The 17,475-nt window shown below is 70.0% G+C and carries 15 protein-coding genes; 2 read left to right on the top strand and 13 right to left on the bottom strand.

Annotated features, from left to right (window positions below):
* Positions 1-37: 37 nt before the first annotated feature.
* From ABZ267_RS02115 to ABZ267_RS02100, 4 genes are all read right to left on the bottom strand, one after another.
* Positions 38-2,311, bottom strand: a complete 2,274-nt coding sequence (locus tag ABZ267_RS02115) for a hypothetical protein (protein WP_356746873.1) — start codon at positions 2,309-2,311, stop codon at positions 38-40.
* A 175-nt stretch (positions 2,312-2,486) separates the two neighbouring features.
* The gene (locus ABZ267_RS02110; protein WP_356746874.1) at positions 2,487-3,026 is read right to left on the bottom strand and encodes a DUF6113 family protein; all 540 of its coding nucleotides are present in this window, start codon (positions 3,024-3,026) and stop codon (positions 2,487-2,489) included.
* Positions 3,023-3,985, bottom strand: coding sequence for an N-acetyl-1-D-myo-inositol-2-amino-2-deoxy-alpha-D-glucopyranoside deacetylase (gene mshB, locus ABZ267_RS02105; protein WP_356746875.1), 963 nt, complete (start codon positions 3,983-3,985; stop codon positions 3,023-3,025). The genes ABZ267_RS02110 and mshB overlap by 4 nt, the downstream gene beginning before the upstream one ends.
* Positions 3,986-4,105: 120 nt before the next feature.
* Entirely contained in the window at positions 4,106-4,300 is a 195-nt protein-coding gene (locus ABZ267_RS02100; RefSeq protein WP_109163769.1) for a hypothetical protein, read from the bottom strand.
* Between the two features lie 170 nt (positions 4,301-4,470).
* Here ABZ267_RS02100 and ABZ267_RS02095 point away from each other — a divergent pair, with 170 nt between their 5' ends.
* Together ABZ267_RS02095 and ABZ267_RS02090 are read left to right on the top strand one after the other, a co-directional pair.
* Entirely contained in the window at positions 4,471-6,597 is a 2,127-nt protein-coding gene (locus ABZ267_RS02095; RefSeq protein ID WP_356746876.1) for a prolyl oligopeptidase family serine peptidase, read from the top strand.
* A 233-nt stretch (positions 6,598-6,830) separates the two neighbouring features.
* A complete protein-coding gene (locus tag ABZ267_RS02090) occupies positions 6,831-7,316 on the top strand; it encodes a DUF3515 family protein (protein ID WP_356746877.1) in 486 nt (161 codons plus the stop codon).
* Between the two features lie 10 nt (positions 7,317-7,326).
* Here ABZ267_RS02090 and ABZ267_RS02085 read toward each other — a convergent pair whose 3' ends face one another.
* The 9 genes from ABZ267_RS02085 to ABZ267_RS02045 form a co-directional block, all read right to left on the bottom strand.
* Complete coding sequence (locus ABZ267_RS02085) at positions 7,327-8,550, bottom strand: dipeptide ABC transporter ATP-binding protein (protein WP_356746878.1); 1,224 nt, start codon at positions 8,548-8,550, stop codon at positions 7,327-7,329.
* A complete protein-coding gene (locus ABZ267_RS02080) occupies positions 8,540-9,517 on the bottom strand; it encodes an ABC transporter ATP-binding protein (protein WP_356746879.1) in 978 nt (325 codons plus the stop codon). The genes ABZ267_RS02085 and ABZ267_RS02080 overlap by 11 nt, the downstream gene beginning before the upstream one ends.
* Positions 9,518-9,530: 13 nt before the next feature.
* On the bottom strand, positions 9,531-10,508 hold the full coding sequence (locus tag ABZ267_RS02075; protein WP_356746880.1) for an ABC transporter permease: 978 nt from the start codon (positions 10,506-10,508) through the stop codon (positions 9,531-9,533).
* Entirely contained in the window at positions 10,501-11,424 is a 924-nt protein-coding gene (locus ABZ267_RS02070; protein ID WP_356746881.1) for an ABC transporter permease, read from the bottom strand. Before ABZ267_RS02070 ends, ABZ267_RS02075 begins: the two co-directional genes overlap by 8 nt.
* Before the next feature lie 94 nt (positions 11,425-11,518).
* On the bottom strand, positions 11,519-13,150 hold the full coding sequence (locus tag ABZ267_RS02065) for an ABC transporter substrate-binding protein (protein ID WP_356746882.1): 1,632 nt from the start codon (positions 13,148-13,150) through the stop codon (positions 11,519-11,521).
* A 184-nt stretch (positions 13,151-13,334) separates the two neighbouring features.
* A complete protein-coding gene (locus ABZ267_RS02060; RefSeq protein WP_356746883.1) occupies positions 13,335-14,474 on the bottom strand; it encodes a dipeptide ABC transporter ATP-binding protein in 1,140 nt (379 codons plus the stop codon).
* On the bottom strand, positions 14,467-15,525 hold the full coding sequence (locus ABZ267_RS02055; protein WP_356746884.1) for an ABC transporter ATP-binding protein: 1,059 nt from the start codon (positions 15,523-15,525) through the stop codon (positions 14,467-14,469). The genes ABZ267_RS02060 and ABZ267_RS02055 overlap by 8 nt, the downstream gene beginning before the upstream one ends.
* Before the next feature lie 11 nt (positions 15,526-15,536).
* Entirely contained in the window at positions 15,537-16,499 is a 963-nt protein-coding gene (locus tag ABZ267_RS02050; RefSeq protein ID WP_356746885.1) for an ABC transporter permease, read from the bottom strand.
* Positions 16,492-17,418, bottom strand: a complete 927-nt coding sequence (locus tag ABZ267_RS02045; RefSeq protein ID WP_356746886.1) for an ABC transporter permease — start codon at positions 17,416-17,418, stop codon at positions 16,492-16,494. Before ABZ267_RS02045 ends, ABZ267_RS02050 begins: the two co-directional genes overlap by 8 nt.
* Positions 17,419-17,475 lie beyond the last annotated feature (57 nt).

Genomic DNA, 17,475 nt, shown 5'->3' with positions numbered 1-17,475 from the left:
GCTTCACTGCTTTCTCCCGTGCGTACGGGCCGGAGGCTCAGCCTTCGCCGGTCAGGTTGATGGTGACCGTGCGGGCTTCCGGGGTCTTGCCGGTCAGGGCCGTCTTCATCGCCTGGGCCACGTCGTCGGCGTCGACCGGGTGCTTCGTGCCGTCGGCCTTGACCGCCTCGATGCCGTCGAAGACCCCGTCCAGGAGGGTGTTGATCGCGTCCTTGTCGTAGACGTCGACCAGCCGGCCGTCGACGGCCTTCATGGAGAGGATCTGCGGCAGCGAACGCGCCGGACCGAACTGGATCTGCTTCGGGCCCGCCTTGATGGTGATCAGGTCGGACATCGCGGGCTCGGCGAACTCCTTCATCGCCCGGGTCAGTTCGGCCTGGGTGATGGTGGGTTCCCTGGTGGCGACGGGCAGTTCGACCACGCGGGCCTGGCCGGTCTGCACCTGGGCGCGGTAGGCGTCGCGGACCGAGATCAGCGACTGGCCGACGTCCAGGGTCTTGCCGGGCTTGCCCGGTACCGCGACCGCCTTGTTCGGCTCGAAGCGGATCGTGCCGTCCTGGGCCGAACCGGCGACGCCCGCCAGGTCGGTCAGCGCGACGCCGAGCTTCTCCTCGTCGACCGGGATCACCGGGTCCGCGGTACGCGCTCCGCCGAAGAGCGAGCCGATCACCGAGACCGGGTTGTAGTCGCTGCCCGCGGCACCGCGCACGGTCTCCTGGCTGTCCAGGACGAGACCGGCCTTTTCCGGGTCCAGCTTCTGCTCCTTGCCGTCCACGGAGAGCGTCAGCGGCGCCTTGGACCGCTCGCCGAGCGCGGCTTCCAGCTTGGTGGCCGCCTCCTCCTTCGTACCGCCGCCGATGTCGACACCGAGCACCGTGGTGCCCTTGGGGACCTCGGAGTGGTTCAGCAGGAGTCCGGCGCCGTAGGCGATGCCGAGCAGCACGACCGCGGCCACGGCGAGGAGGACCAGCTTGGAGCGGCCCTTCTTCGTGGGAGCGGGCGCGGGGGCCGGAGGCGTCGGCGTCGGTCGCGCCGCGCCACGGCCGGGCACGGGCCCGCCGCCTCGGCCGCCGGGGCCGTCCGCGAACGGGTCGCTTCCGCCCGGGCCTCCCGGGAAGGGGCCGCCGCCGGAGCCGGGGCCGCCCGGGAACGGGCTGCCGGAGCCGGCCGGACCGCCCGGGAACGTCGAGCGGGGCTCGCTGGGCACCACGGGGATGCCGCTCGTCAGCGTGTCGCCCGAGACATGGCCGCCGGGGCCGGAGTCGGGCGCCGGGGACTGCGGCGTCAGGATCGCGGTGTCGTCGGAGAGCCGAGGCGGTACGCCGCCGGAGGCGCCGCCCGGAACCATCGGGCCGGGACCGCCGCCGCCCGGGACGCCGTCGAGGTTCGGGGTCAGCGACGAGGTGCCGGTGGCCGGGCCCGTCGTGGGGCCGGACGGGCCGGGTGTACCAGGCGTACGGACGCCGAGGTCGGGCGTGGAGCGGGGGCCCGCGCCGGGAGGCTCGGTGCTGTAGCCGTCCAGAGCGCTGCCGGAGCCGGGCGCGCCGGGGCCGGGGATGCCGGAGCCGGAGGTGCCGGGGCCGCTGCCGGGTGCGGCGTCGGAGAAGTACGGCAGGTCCGGGCGGGACCGGCCGGTCTCGGCTGGGCCGCCACCGGGGCCCGCCGGGCCGGGGCCGCCCGGAGCGCCGGAGGCACCCGGCCCGCCGGGAGCGCCCGGGCCGACCGCGCCGAGCGGGTCGCCAGGACCACCCGTACCAGGCGCTCCACCGGAACCAGGCGCACCGCCCGTACCGGAAGCCGGTGCCGGGGCCGGGTTCTTGCGTGGGGCGAACCAGTCGCTGCCGCTCTTCGCCTTGGCCGGCTCGTCGGACGGGGACGGGTCGGCGGAGCCGCCGCCGTCCCGGGCCTGGGCCGGTGCGGACGAGGAGGCCGGGCCACCGGACGCACCGGTTCCGCCCGACGCGCCGTGGTTCAGGCCCGAAGGTGCGGACGGTGGCGTGCCGGGGCGCGGCGTGGATCCGGTGCGCTCCGCGTCGGGGCGGCCGGTGGCGATGTCGCTCTCCGCCATCGGCGTACGCATCACGACCGGCGGGATCGGACGCGACCCGGGGATGTTGATCCGGATGCGCGTCGTCAGCGTCGTCTCGGTCTTCGGCTCGTCGGGCCGTGGCGGATCGACGGATTCCGGGGTCTCGTCCGAGCCGGCCGGCGAGGAATACTGGCGGGATCCGTACGGCGGCGTACCCGACGGGTACGCGGCTCCGCCGCGCCCCTGGGGCCCGGAGGACGAACTGTCAGTTTCACGACTCAAAGCAGGTTCTCCCGATTGGCTCCGCCGCCCGTACTTCCCCCATGCCGCAGGCCAGGGGACGGCTCGGCGCGCGCACCACCATACTGGCCGCCGCCGTAGGACACTCCGCGACCGGGGAAAACCTCCACCTCGGCATCACACCTGTGGGGGGCATTCCGGGCGCGGACTTAGCACTTCAGATACCGGACCGGCCGTTACGCGTGGCTGATTGCGGCACTTTGGAGGTCGTGGCGCACATCACAGCGACGGCGGTCCCGCCGAGCATGAAGAGCACCAGGCCGAGTTCGTCACCGAAGACGTAGTCGCCTTCCGGCCGGCCGGACAGCAGAAGGAACACGGTGACGAACCAGCCGACCGCCGGCGCGAGTGCGCCGATCTGCGTGCCGGTCAGGATCCGGCCGCCGTAGAAGAGGCCGGCCGACCCGGCCAGCGCGATGATCAACCCGCCCGGGAACCAGGCCGCTTGGACCAGCGTCCCGGCGAGCGCGACGAGAGCGCCGAGCACCGCGAGCCCGAAGTAGGCCGCGATCCGGGCCGGGTTCGGCCGCGCGGTGAAGCCGGTGTCTTCCGGCACGCGCGGCGGTGCGTTGGTGCGCGGCGCGTAGCTGCTCGGCACGCCGGAGCGCGCGCCCTTGGCTCGCGCTGCCTTGGTACGCGCCGCCTCACCACCTCGCGCACCGGCGCGGTCACGGCCCTTGCCGGAGTTCCCGCTCATGCGCCCGCCTCCGAAACGGAATCCGTCCCGGCACCCGAAACGGAACCGGAAACCCCATCCCGTACGGCATCCGGCCCGATCCCCGCGAACAGGTCGTCCTCCCGAGCTCCCCCGCCGACCCCTGGCACACCGCGCACCAGCTGGTAGCACTCCGTCGTCAGCAGCGGCTGGCCCAAGTCGTTGGAGAGCGCGAAGAAGGCGTCCTCGCCGGCCACCGCGATCTGCGTCGCATGCGCGCGCATCGCCGCCGCCTTCGCTCCGGCGTACGCCGATCCGTCGATCTCCGCCGTGATCTCGTCGCCGTCCACCACGCCCGGGACGTCGTCCACGGCCGCGATGCCCGGAAAGAGGTCCGGGGCCGTGGTGCGCAGGTGGTCGAAGGCGGCCTCCACCACGGTCCGCTCCACGCGGTTCCAGTAGACCTTGGCGATGGTGTGCGCGGTGCCGGTGCCGTACGCCGGGTCGGCGGCCAGGTCGGTGGCGCGCATCGCGACCCGGTGGGCCTGGATGTGGTCGGGGTGGCCGTAGCCGCCGTCGGGGTCGTAGGTGATCAGGACCTGAGGACGGACCTCGCGGATCACCTCCACGAGCGGGGCGGCGGCCTCGTCCACCGGCGTGGACCAGAAGGCGCCGGGGCGCTCGTTCTGCTCGGTGCCCATCATCCCGGAGTCCCGGAACCGGCCCGCGCCGCCGAGGAAGCGGTGGTCGGCGACGCCCAGCTCCTTCATCGCCGCGGCCAGTTCGCCCACGCGGTGCGGGCCGAGCACGTCGTCCCGGTCGGCGGCGAGGCGGGCGAGGGCGGGCGGGATGACCTCGCCCTCCTCGCCGAGCGTGCACGTCACCAGCGTGACGTGGACGCCCTCGGCCGCGTACCTGGCCATGGTGGCGCCGTTGTTGATCGACTCGTCGTCCGGGTGCGCGTGCACCAGCAGCAGACGGCGGGCGGGGAGGTCCTTCATGGGGACCACCCTACGAGCCCGGCGGCCCCCGGTGTCCCCCGCTCCCCGCCGACCGCTCCGCCGGCGGGCGTACCCGGCCGGAAAGCGGGTACACGCGATCCGGAAGCGGATACGACGCGGTCAGAACTTGATGCTCCCGATCATCCCCGCCACGTTGGACGTGAGGTCCGAGATGGTCGGTGCCACGGAGGAACTCGCGATGTAGAACCCCAGCAGCACACAGACCACCGCGTGTCCGCCCTTCAGTCCGGATTTCCGGATCAGCAGGAAGACGATGATCGCCAGCAGCACCACCGCCGAAATCGAGAGCGCCACGGCGGTTCACCTCCATCAGTACGTTTGGTACGGGGACACGGGGATAGACGGAGCCGATGGGTTCTTACCCACCGAGCGCTACGGATCATAACTATCCGTGCCAACGCATTGATCGGGGCACAGCAGCACGAGGGGCGCACGGACCGCTGCGCGAGGCTAAGTTCGGGGCCATGACCTCACCGAAGCTGTCCTTTCCCCGCCAGCACGCACGGACCCAGCGGTTCACTCTCGGCGCACCGCGCGCCTTCACCGTCTCACCGGATGAGACGCGTGTGATCTTCCTGCGTTCCACCTCGGGCACCGACCGGACCAACCGGCTCTGGGTGCTCGATCCCGCTTCCGGCGAGGAGCGGCTGGTCGCCGATCCCGAGGCGCTGCTGGGGGGTTCGGCGGAGCGGCTGTCGCCGCAGGAGCGGGCCCGGCGTGAGCGGAGCCGTGAGGGATCGGCCGGGATCGTGTCGTACGCGGTGGACGCGGCGGCCGAGTTGGCCGCCTTCGCACTGTCCGGAAAGGTGTACGTGGCCGAGCTGCGGGCCGGTACGGCGCGGGCGCTGCCGGTGCCGGGCCCGGTCATCGACCCGCGGCCCTCGCCCGACGGCCGCCGTATCGCGTACGTGTCCAAGGGCGCGCTGCGGGTCGTGGACGCGGAGGGCGACGGCGACCGGGCGCTGGCGGAGCCGGAGGACGCCCATGTCACCTACGGTCTGGCCGAGTTCGTCGCGGCCGAGGAGATGCACCGCTTCCGGGGCTTCTGGTGGTCGCCGGAGTCGGACCGGCTGCTGGTGGCGCGGGCCGACGACAGCGCCGTACAGCGGTGGTTCATCGCCGATCCCGCGCATCCGGAGCGGAAGCCGGCCGAGGTGGCCTATCCGGCGGCCGGGACGCCCAACGCCGAGGTGCGGCTCTTCGTGACGGACCTGGAGGGCGCCCGTACGGAGGTGGTCTGGGACCGGACCGCGTTCCCGTACCTGGCCCAGGTGCACTGGTCCTCAGCCGGTGCTCCGCTGCTTCTCGTGCAGGCTCGTGACCAGCGCAGCCAGCGGTATCTGGCGGTCGACCCGGAGTCCGGTGAGACCCGGGTCGTCCATGTGGACGAGGATCCGGTGTGGCTGGACCTGTTCGGTGGCGTGCCCGCGTGGGCGCCGGACGGACGGCTCGTGCGGATCGCGGACGAGGGCGGCGCACGGGTGCTGGCCGTCGGTGACCGGCTGCTGACCGGGGCGCAGTTGCACCTCCAGGCGGTGCTGGACATCGGTGAGTCGGACATTCTGGTCTCGGCCGTCGCGGGCGAGGAGGCGCCGGCGCCGGAGACCGGTGAGAGCCATGTGTACCGGGTCAACGAGCTGGGAATCGAGCGGATTTCCGAAGGGGTCGGTGTGCACTCCGCCGTCCGCTCGGGCGACCTGACCGTACTGGTCTCGGCCACACCGGACGAGCCCGGATCGGCCGCCTGGGTCGTCCGGGACGGCAAGCGGCTGGTCCGGATCGCGAGCCACGCGCAGGAGCCGGTGCTCGCTCCACGGGTCACGCTGACCGAGGGGGGCGCACGGCGGATTCCGTGCGCCGTGCTGCTTCCGTCGCACTACCAGGAGTCGGACGGTCCGCTTCCGGTCCTGATGGATCCGTACGGTGGACCGCACGGCCGCCGCGTGGTCGCCGCGCACAACGCGTACCTCACCTCGCAGTGGTTCGCGGACCAGGGCTTCGCGGTGATCGTGGCGGACGGACGCGGCGCGCCGGGCCGTTCGCCGGCCTGGGAGAAGGCCGTACGGGACGACTTCGTGCTGACGCTGGACGACCAGATCGAGGCCCTGCACGCGCTCGCCGAGGACTTCCCGCTGGATCTGGACCGGGTCGCCATCCGGGGCTGGTCGTACGGCGGTTACCTCTCCGGCCTCGCGGCGCTGCGCCGGCCCGACGTCTTCCACGCGGCCGTGGTCGGCGCTCCGGTGACGGACTGGCGGCTCTACGACACGCACTACACCGAGCGCTATCTCGGCGACCCGGCCGCGCAGCCCGAGGTGTACGCGTACAACGCGCTGATGACCGAGGACGGGCTGTCGCACGCCGCCGAGCAGGTGCGGCCGATGATGATCGTCCACGGGCTCGCGGACGACAACGTGGTGGTCGCGCACGCGCTGCGGCTCTCCTCGGCGCTGCTGGCGGCCGGCCGGCCGCACGAGGTGCTGCCGCTGAGCGGCGTGACGCACATGACGCCTCAGGAGCAGGTGGCGGAGAACCTGCTGCTGCTCCAGGTGGACTTCCTCAAGCGGTCGCTGGGACTGCCGCGCGCCTAGGCCGTAGCGCGCCCAACCGGCCGGAGCGACAAGACGACGCTCCGGCCGGTCCACGGCACCCGCACGGCCGTACGGTGTCCAGCATGGAGCGTCCGTATATCGGTGCGGCGACGGTGAAGTTGCCTGCTTGTTAACGGATATGAGGGTCGCTCGGCAGCCGGTGGGCGGTCGGTGCCCGGTCGGACGATAGATTTCCGTACCGACCGACAAATCACCCACACGGGGGAAGTACGTTGACGAACGACCTGCGCGGACCTGTGCGCCTCGCCGCCGTCCTGACCGCCTGTGCCGCCGTGACCGCCTCTCTCGCCGGATGTGGCGGCGGCGACGGCTACAACCTCGTCAGACCGCCCTTCTCGGACAGTCCGGCGTGCGACACGTTCACCGGCGCGATCCCGGACCGGCTCGGCGGCTACGTGCTGGAGAAGACCGACGTGGCCGGTGCGGGCGCCTGGGGTGACGGCGACGTCATCGTGTACTGCGGGATGCCCGAGCCGGAGGCCGGTGCGGAGTGCATCGACGAGGGCGGCGTCGACTGGGTCGCGCAGACGCCGGCCGACGACCGGACCGCCAAGATGTACGCCACCCACGGCCGCGATCCGGGCGTGCAGGTCCGGCTCCACCACGAGACCACCGACGCCGCGTCCGTCCTCTCGGCCCTCGGCCCGGCGGTGCAGAAGATCGAGGCCGGCGAGCCGTGCGCCGCCACCGGCAACTGACGACGTAACGCTACGAAGTGCCCTCGGGCCCGGAAGGCTCCGGCGGCTCTCCGCGGCTCTCCGAGCCGTCTGCGGGACCCTCCGGCCCGCGTACCTCCTCCACCGGCCGTCCCGGAGCGCCCAGCTCGCCTTCCGGCGGCACCACCTGCTTCTCCTCCGCGAAGTGGCACGCCGAGTCGTGCCGGGCCGGGCTGTCGACCAGCCGGAACTCCGCCGGAACGGCCAGCAGCGGCACCTCCAGCTCGCACCGCTCCCGCGCCTTCCAGCAGCGGGTGCGGAAGCGGCAGCCGGACGGGATGTCGGCCGGAGAGGGCACATCGCCGTGGAGGATGATCCGCTCGCGGTGCGCGCGGGCCTCCGGGTCCGGGACCGGGACGGCGGAGAGCAGCGCCTGCGTGTACGGGTGGGTCGGGTGGTCGTAGATCTCCGCGTCGGAGCCGATCTCCACGATCCGGCCGAGGTACATCACGCCGACCCGGTCGGAGATGTGCCGGACGATGGAGAGGTCGTGCGCGATGAAGACGAAGCTGAGGCTGAACTCCGCCTGGAGCCGGTCCAGCAGGTTGACGACCTGCGCCTGTACGGAGACGTCGAGCGCGGAGACCGGTTCGTCCGCGACGATGATCTCCGGGTTGAGCGCGAGGCCGCGCGCGATGCCGATGCGCTGGCGCTGACCGCCGGAGAACTGGTGCGGATAGCGGTTGATGTACTCCGGGTTGAGCCCGACCACGTCCAGCAGGTCCTGCACGCGTCGCCGCCGGCTGCCTTTCGGCGCGACCTCGGGATGGATCTCGTACGGCTCTCCGATGATGTCGCCTACCGTCATCCGCGGGTTCAGCGAGGTGTACGGGTCCTGGAAGACCATCTGGATGTTGCGGCGCACGGCCCTCAGCGCACGGCCGGACAGCTTCGCGATGTCCTCGCCCTTGTAGCGGATGGCTCCGGCGGTCGGCCTCTCCAGGTGGACGAGCATGCGCGCGACCGTGGACTTGCCGCAGCCGGACTCTCCGACGATGCCGAGCGTCTCGCCGGCGTGCAGGTCGAAGTCGACACCGTCGACGGCCCGGACCGCGCCGACCTGCCGCTTGAAGAGGATGCCCTGGGTCAGCGGGTAGTGCTTGGCGAGGTCCCGTACTTCGAGGATCGGCTCGCCTTCGACGTACGGCCGTGCGCTCTCACCCGCCTTGGACAGCAGGGTCGAGCCGGCCGCGTCACCCGTCCGGTCAGCGTCCATCGAGCGTCTCCTTCCAGAAGTGGCAGGCGCTCCGGCGCTGCTCGTCCACCTCGTAGAGCGGCGGCACATCGGTGCGGCACACGTCGCGGGCCATCGGGCAGCGCGGGTTGAAGGCGCAGCCGGGCGGGATGTGCAGCAGGTTGGGCGGCAGGCCCTTGATCGCGTACAGCTCCTGGCCCTTCTGGTCCAGGCGCGGGATCGACCGGAGGAGGCCCTTGGTGTACGGGTGGGCGGGCGCCTTGTAGATCTCGTGGACGGGCGCGGTCTCGACGATCCGGCCCGCGTACATCACCGCGATCTTGTCGGCCACGTCCGCGACGACGCCGAGGTCGTGGGTGATGAGGATGAGGCCCATGTTCAGCTCGCGCTGGAGCTCGGCGAGCAGGTCCATGACCTGGGCCTGGACGGTGACGTCGAGCGCGGTGGTGGGCTCGTCCGCGATGATCAGGGACGGCTCCAGAGCCAGCGCCATGGCGATCATGATGCGCTGGCGCATACCGCCGGAGAACTGGTGCGGATACTGGCCGACCCGCTCCTTCGCCGCCGGGATGCGCACCCGGTCCATCAGCTCCACGGCCTTGGCCTTCGCGTCCTTGCGGGACATCCCGCGGTGGACGATGTACATCTCGCCGAGCTGTTCGCCGACGGTGAGGACCGGGTTCAGCGAGGAGAGCGCGTCCTGGAAGATCATGGCCATCTCCTGGCCGCGGATCTTGCGCCGCTCCTCCGCCTTGAGCTTCAGCAGGTCCTGGTCCTTGAAGAGGATCTCGCCGCCGGTGATCCTGCCGGGCGGCATGTCGAGGATGCCCATGACCGCCTGCGCCGTGACGGACTTGCCGGAGCCGGACTCGCCGAGGACGGCCAGCGTCTCGCCTTCGGCCACCGAGTAGTCGACTCCGTTGACGGCCTTGGCGACGCCTTCGCGGGTGTGGAACTCCACGTGCAGATCGCGCACTTCGAGCAACATGGCAACCGGCTCCTCAGCGCAGCTTGGGGTCGAGGGCGTCGCGCACCGCGTCGCCGAGCATGATGAAGGCGAGCACGGTGATGGCCAGCGCTCCGGCGGGCCAGAGCAGCATGTGCGGGGCGTTGCGGATGTAGTTGGCGGCGGCGGAGATGTCGATGCCCCAGGAGACGGCCGGGTCCTTCAGGCCGACGCCGAGGAAGGACAGGGTCGCCTCCAGCGAGATGTACGTGCCGAGCGCGATGGTCGCCACGACGATGACGGGCGCGATGGCGTTCGGCGTGATGTGGCGCAGCAGCATCCGGGAGTTGGAGGCGCCGAGCGCGCGGGCCGCCTGGACGTAGTCGTTCTGTTTGGCGGTGATCACCGAGCCGCGGGCGATACGGGCGATCTGCGGCCAGCCGAGCAGGATGATGAAGCCGACGACGGGCCAGACGGTGGAGCTGGTGACGACGGAGAGGAAGACCAGGCCGCCGAGGATGACGGGGATGCCGAAGAAGACGTCGGTGAGGCGGGAGAGGATCGAGTCCCACCAGCCGCCGAAGAAGCCCGCGAGGCCGCCGAGGACGCTGCCGAGGAGCGCGACGCCGAGGGTGGCGCAGACGCCGACGGTGACCGAGGTGCGGGTTCCGTACACGACCCGGGTGTAGACGTCGCGGCCCTGCGGGTCGAAGCCGAAGGGGTGGCCGGGCTCGGAGCCTTTCTGCGCGTCGTCCAGGTTGGCCTGGAGCGGGTCGCCGCTCGCGATGAGCGAGGGCCAGATCGAGATGACCACCAGGAAGAGGATGACCAGCGAGGAGATGATGAAGACCGGGTTGCGCCGCAGGTCGCGCCAGGCGTCCGACCAGAGGCTGCGCGGCTTTCCGGCCGGTCCGGTGCCGTCGGGCCCGCCCGGCGTCTTCTCCAGGCTGGTGCCTTCCTCCATGGCGAGGTCCGTCGCGCCGCCGGCGCCCGCCTGGGAGATCGCTTCGTCCGGGGTCTGCGGCTCAGGCATAGCGGATCCTCGGGTCGAGTACGGCGTACAGGAGGTCGACGATCAGGTTGGCCGCCAGGAAGACGAGGACCAGGATGGTGACGAACCCGACGACGGTCTGGGAGTTCTGGCGCAGGATGCCCTGGTAGAGCTGGTAGCCGACCCCGTGGATGTTGAAGATCCGTTCGGTGACGATGGCTCCGCCCATCAGCGCGCCGACGTCGGTGCCGATGAAGGTGACGACGGGGATCAGGGAGTTGCGCAGCAGGTGCCGGATGACGACCCGGCGCCGTGGCAGGCCCTTGGCGACGGCGGTGCGTACGTAGTCGGCTCGGGCGTTCTCGGCGATCGAGGTCCGGGTGAGCCGGGTGACGTAGGCGAGCGAGACCGAGGCGAGGACGAGGCCGGGGACGAGGAGTTCGTCGAAGGTGGGGTCCGGCGAGACCGAGGGCTTGATGATGCCCCATTTGACGCCGAGGAGGAGCTGGAGCAGCAGGCCGGTGACGAAGGTCGGGACGGCGATGACGACCAGGGTGAGGATGAGGACCGTGGTGTCGATCGGGCGGCCGCGCCGCAGGCCGGTGACGACGCCGAGGCTGATGCCGATGACGATCTCGAAGACGATGGCGACGATGGTGAGCCGGATGGTGATGGGGAAGGCGGTGGCCATCAGCTCGGTGACCTTCTGCCCGTTGAACGCGGTGCCGAAGTCGCCGGTGAAGAGGTTCCCCATGTACGTCAGGTACTGCTGCCACACCGGCTTGTCGAGGCCGAACTCGGAGCGCAGCTGCGCGGCGGTGGCCGGATCGCACTGGCGGTCGCCGCAGAGGCCCGCGATGGGGTCGCCCATCACGTTCACCATGAGGAAGATCAGCAGCGTGGTGCCGAAGAAGACGGGGATCATCTGCAGCAGCCGCCGGATCACATAACGTCCCATGAGGGGCTCCGGGGGGGTCGGGGCGAACGGGCGGAGTGGCGGATGGGCCGGGGCCGGGGCGCGCGTCAGGCGCCCCGGCCTGGGTCCCAGCGGGTCAGTTGACCGTGATCTCCGTGTAGACCGGCACGCTGAACGGGTTCAGCTCGACGTTGTCGACCCGCTCCGAGTAGCCCGCGCTGCCGTTCTGGTACCAGAGCGGGATGGACGGCATCTGCTCGACGAGCACCTTCTCGGCGTCCTGGAAGGTGGTGATGGCCTTCGCCTTGTCGGTCTCGGCGTTGGCCTTGTCGACCAGGCCGTCGAAGTCCTTGTTGGTCCACTTGCCGTCGTTGGACGGGGCGTTGGTGTAGTAGAGCGGCTGCAGGAAGTTCTGGATGAGCGGGTAGTCCATCTGCCAGCCGGCGCGCCACGGGCCCGTCATCTTCTGCGTGGAGACCTGGTTGCGGAAGTCGGCGAAGGTGCCGACCGCGCCGCCGACGCAGGCCTGGTTGTTGCCCATGACGTTGTTGATGCTGTTGCAGACGGCGTCGACCCACTCCTTGTGGGAGCCGGTGTCGGCGTTGTACGAGATCTTCAGCTGGCCGCCCGGGATGCCGCCGCCCTCGTCGATCAGCTTCTTCGCCGCGGCCTTGTCGTACGTGCACTCCTTGCCGCACAGCCCTTCCTTGAAGCCGCCGTCCTCGCCGAGGACCGGAGAGGTCCAGTCGGTCGCGGGCGTGCGGGTCTTCTGGAAGATCTGGTCGGTGATCTGCTTCCGGTTGATCGCCATGGAGAGGCCCTGGCGGACCTTGCGGGCGTTGTCGGTGTCCCATTCCTTGTCGTAGAACGGGAAGGAGATCGTCTGGATGATGCCGGCCGGGGTATTGATGTACCGGTCGCCGAGGTCCTGTTCGACGTTACGGAGCTGGGAGGCGGGCACGTCGTCGACCAGGTCGAGGTTGCCGGAGGTCAGCGAGGTGTAGGCGGTGTTGTTGTCGGTGAAGACCTTGAGGTCGACGCCGCCGTTCTTCGCCTTGTCGTCGCCGGGGTAGTCGTCCCACTTGCGCAGGTTCATCGCGGAGCCCTTGGCGTACGACTCGACGGTGTACGGGCCGTTGCCGATGGGCTTGGAGAGCCAGGCGTCGTGGTCGGTGTAGAACACCTTGGGCAGCGGCGCGAAGGCCGCGTAGCCGAGGGTGTCGGGCCAGAGGGAGAACTTCTGGCTGAGCTTGGCGGTGAACGTCAGGTCGTCGACGACCTTGAGGCCGGAGAGGGTCTCGGCGGAGGCGGAGCCGGACTCGGGGTGGACCTGGTCGTAGCCCTCGATGTACTGGAAGAAGTAGGCGTTCTTCTGGTTGTTCTTCAGCGCCGCGCCGTAGTTCCAGGCGTCCACGAAGGACTTGGCGGTGATCTTCTCGCCGTTGGAGAAGGTCCAGCCTTCCTTGAGCTTGATCGTGAAGTTCTGCGCGTCGTCGGAGTCGATGGACTCGGCGAGCATGTTCTGCGCCTCGCCGGTCTTCGGGTCGTACCGGATGAGCCCCCGGAAGACCATGTCGAGGACCTTGCCGCCCTGCACCTCGTTGGTGTTGGCGGGCTCCAGCGGGTTCTGCGGGTCGCCCCAGGAGGAGCTGACGATGCCGTCGGCGCCGCTGCCGCCGCTGTCGTCGCCTCCGCCGCCGCAGGCCGTCGCTGCCAGGGCGACAGCCACCGCACATGCGGCCCACCGGGTCCGTGTGGCTCCGCGCATGAAGTGCCTCCTAGAGTCATCGAGTAGCTCAATGCCTCATACCACCTCATACCGCCACACACCGCATGCGGGCTTACCCCGTACGGGCACGGCCACGTCCGGACACGACGATGCCCGGCCCCCTTGGGAGGGGCCGGGCATCTGACGTGTGACTACCGGAAGCGGTTACGCCGCGTGAACTGCATCAGCCAACTAGAACGGACTTCTCCTCGGCGAAGTGGCACGCCGACTCGTGCGCGGCCGGGCCGCCCGCGGCGACGAAGCGCTCGGGGATCGCCAGCAGCGGCACCTCCGTGGCGCAGCGCTCCTCCGCCTTCCAGCAGCGGGTGCGGAAGCGGCAGCCCGACGGCGGGTTCGCCGGTGACGGAACGTCGCCGGTGAGGATGATCCGCTCGCGGCCCTCACGCGCGGAGGGGTCCGGCACCGGCACCGCGGAGAGCAGCGCCTGGGTGTACGGGTGCGTCGGGTGGTCGTAGATCTGCGCGTCCGTACCGATCTCGGCCATCTTGCCGAGGTACATGACGCCGACCCGGTCCGAGATGTGCCGGACGATGGAGAGGTCGTGCGCGATGAAGAGGTAGGAGAGGTTGAACTCGTCCTGGAGCTTCTCCATCAGGTTGATGACCTGCGCCTGCACCGACACGTCGAGCGCGGAGACCGGCTCGTCGCAGATGATGATCTCCGGGTTGAGCGCGAGGCCGCGCGCGATGCCGATGCGCTGGCGCTGACCGCCGGAGAACTGGTGCGGATACCGGTTGATGTACTCCGGGTTCAGGCCGACGACGTCCAGGAGCTCCTGGACCTTGCGCCGCCGGTCGCCCTTCGGAGCCACCTCGGGGTGGATCTCGAACGGCTCCCCGATGATGTCGCCGACCGTCATGCGCGGGTTCAGCGAGGTGTACGGGTCCTGGAACACCATCTGGATGTTCCGGCGCACGGCCTTCAGCGCGCGGCCGGACAGCTTGGTGATGTCCTGGCCCTTGTAGAAGACCTCGCCGGCGGTCGCCTTCTCCAGCATCATCAGCAGCTTGGCGACGGTGGACTTGCCACAGCCGGACTCGCCCACGATGCCGAGCGTCTCGCCCTGGAAGAGATCGAAGGAGATCCCGTCCACGGCCTTGACCGCGCCGATCTGCTTCTTGAAGAGGATGCCCTGGGTCAGCGGGAAGTGCTTGACCAGGTTGCGCACCTGGAGGATCGGCTCGCCCCGCTCGACCGGCGCCTCGATGGCGGCGACGGCCTCCTCTTCGGTGGCGGCGTCGACCGTCTCCACCTCGGTGACGTTAGGGGTGGCGTCCACGGACTCCTTGTCGAGCTCAGCCATGGATCGTCTCCTTCCAGAAGTGGCACGCGCTGCCGCGGCCCGGCAGGTCGGTGCCGTCGCGCTCGGTGACCGGGTGCAGCGGCGGGACGTCCGTACGGCAGATGTCCTCGGCCCTGGGACACCGGGGGTTGAACGCGCAACCCGGCGGGATACGCGTCAGGTTGGGCGGCAGGCCCTTGATCGCGTAGAGCTCCTGGCCCTTCTGGTCCAGCCGCGGGATCGAGTCCAGCAGACCGCGCGTGTAGGGGTGCGACGGGCGGCTGTAGAGCTCGTGCACCGGAGCGGTCTCCACGATCCGGCCCGCGTACATGACCGCGATCTTGTCCGCGACGTCGGCGACCACACCGAGGTCGTGGGTGATCAGGATGAGCCCCATGTTGTACTCGCGCTGGAGCTCCGCGAGCAGGTCCATGACCTGGGCCTGGACGGTCACGTCGAGCGCGGTGGTCGGCTCGTCCGCGATGATCAGGTCGGGCTCCAGGGCCAGCGCCATGGCGATCATGATGCGCTGGCGCATACCGCCGGAGAACTGGTGCGGGTAGTCGTCGACCCGCTCCTTCGCCGCCGGGATGCGCACGCGGTCCATCAGCTCGATGGCCTTGAGCTTGGCGTCCTTCTTGGACATGCCGAGGTGCGCGCGGAACATCTCGCCGAGCTGGTAGCCGACGGTCAGGACCGGGTTGAGCGAGGACAGCGCGTCCTGGAAGATCATCGCGACCCGGCGGCCCCGGATCTTGCGGCGCTCCTCCTCGGACATGGTCAGCATGTCCTGGCCGCGGAAGAGGATCTCTCCCTGCGGGATGCGGCCCGGAGGCATGTCCAGGATGCCCATGATCGCCTGAGCGGTCACGGACTTGCCGGAGCCGGACTCGCCGAGCACGGCCAGCGTCTCACCGGCGTCGACGGTGTAGTTGACACCGTTGACCGCCTTGGCGACACCTTCGCGGGTGTGGAACTCGACGTGCAGGTCACGCACTTCGAGCAGCGGGCCCTGGTGGTCGTCGTCGCTGCGGGGAGCGGGGACGTTCGCGGTTTTTTCGATCGTAGTCACGTACGCCTCCCTCAGCGCAGCTTGGGGTCGAGGGCGTCGCGGACCGCGTCGCCGAGCATGATGAACGCCAGCACGGTGATGCTGACGAAGCCGGCCGGGAAGAGCAGCGGGTGCAACGACTCGCGGATCCGCCCCAGCGACTGGTTGATCATGACGCCCCAGGAGATGGTCGGCTCCTGAATACCGACGCCGAGGAAGCTGAGCGTCGCCTCGGCCGAGATGATCACGCCGAGCGAGATGGTCGCCAGCACGATCAGCGGGGTCAGCGCGTTCGGCAGCACGTGCCGGAACATCAGCCGGCCGGTGGAGGCACCGAGCGAGCGGGCGGCGGTCACGTAGTCGGACTGCTTGGTCTGCATGGCGGTGGACCGCATGATGCGGGCCATGCTCATCCAGCCGAGCACGGTGAGCGCGGTGAGCACACCCCAGATGCCGCCGATGCGGAAGCCGTCGTCGTCACGGAAGCTGTTGAGGATGACGATGGCGCCGACGAGGAACGGAATACCCATCACGATGTCGATGCCGCGCGAGATGAGCGCGTCGACCCACCGGCCGTAGAACCCGGCGACGAGGCCGAAGATCAGGGCGATGATCGCGGATCCCGCGGTGGCGAGGACGCCGACGGTGATCGAGGTGCGGGTGCCGTAGATCGTCCGGGCGTAGACGTCGCAGCCACGGGCGTCGTAGCCGAACCAGGCGTCGGCGCTGGGCTTCTGCAACGAGCGGCCCAGCTCGCACAGTTGCGGGTCGGCGCTGGCGAACAGCGACGGGAACGCGGCCATGGCGACCAGCACCAGGATGATGCCGGACGGGATCAGGAAGAGCGGTCGGCGTACGAGGTCGCGCACCGCGTCCTGGAGGAGGCTGCGCGGCTTGGCCAGCTCCTTCACGGGGGCCTTGGGAGCCTCGGCCGGAGTGGCCGGGGGCTCCTCGCCGGACGCCGGGGCGACGGAAGTCTTGGTTGCGTCACGCATAGCGAATCCTCGGGTCAAGCACGGCATAGAGCAGGTCCACGACGAGCGCCATCACCACGTAGACGATGACGAGAAGGGTCACGAAACCGACCAGCGCCGGTCCGTCCTCGATCTGGATCGCCTTGAAGAGGTTGTAGCCGACACCGGGGATGTTGAAGATCCGTTCGGTGACGATGGCCCCGCCCATGAGCGTTCCGAGGTCCGCGCCGAGGTAGGTGACCACGGGGATCAGCGAGTTCCTCAGGACGTGGATGCCGGTGATGCGGGACGGGGAAAGGCCCTTCGCCTTGGCCGTACGCACGTAGTCCATGCGCAGGTTCTCCGCTACGGAGGCTCTGGCGAGGCGTGCGATGTAGGCGAGCGAGACGGAACCGAGCACGAGGCCGGGCAGAAGGTAGCTGACGAAACCTTCGTTGGTCCCCGAGACGGGGAAGATGCCGGCCTTGACGCCCAGGAAGATCTGGCTGACCTGCCCGAGGACGAAGATCGGGACAGCGATGACGGTCAGCGTGGAGAGCAGGACCAGGTTGTCCAGGAACTTTCCGCGCCGCATGCCCGCCATCACACCGGCGGCGACACCGATGATCATTTCGAAGACGAAGGCGATGCCGGCGATGCGGAGGGTCTCCGGCCACGCGTCGGCGATCATTTCGCTGATGGGACGGGAGCCACTGAGGCTCGTCCCGAAATCACCCTGGATCAGCCCGCCCAGGTAGTAGCCGTAGCGGATCGGCAGGGGGTCGTCCAGGTGGTACTGCGCGGTCAGCGCAGCTCTGGTGCCCTCCGGGACAGGTCGCTCTCCGTACAGGTTCTGTACCGGATCGCCGCCCATGGCGGTGACGAGAGCGAAGACCAGAAAGGTGGTCCCGATGATGACCGGGAGCATCTGGAGCAGCCGTCTTGCGACGTAGCGGCCCATGGTTCCTCCTCGTGGGAACGACGGGGGGCGGATTGGGTCCGCCCCCCGTCGTCAGGC

Origin of the sequence: Streptomyces sp. NPDC006174 (assembly GCF_040614075.1) — a bacterium.
Lineage (GTDB): Bacteria > Actinomycetota > Actinomycetes > Streptomycetales > Streptomycetaceae > Streptomyces.
The sequence above is the reverse complement of the archived record's forward strand: the minus strand, read 5'-3'. Positions and strand labels throughout refer to the sequence as shown.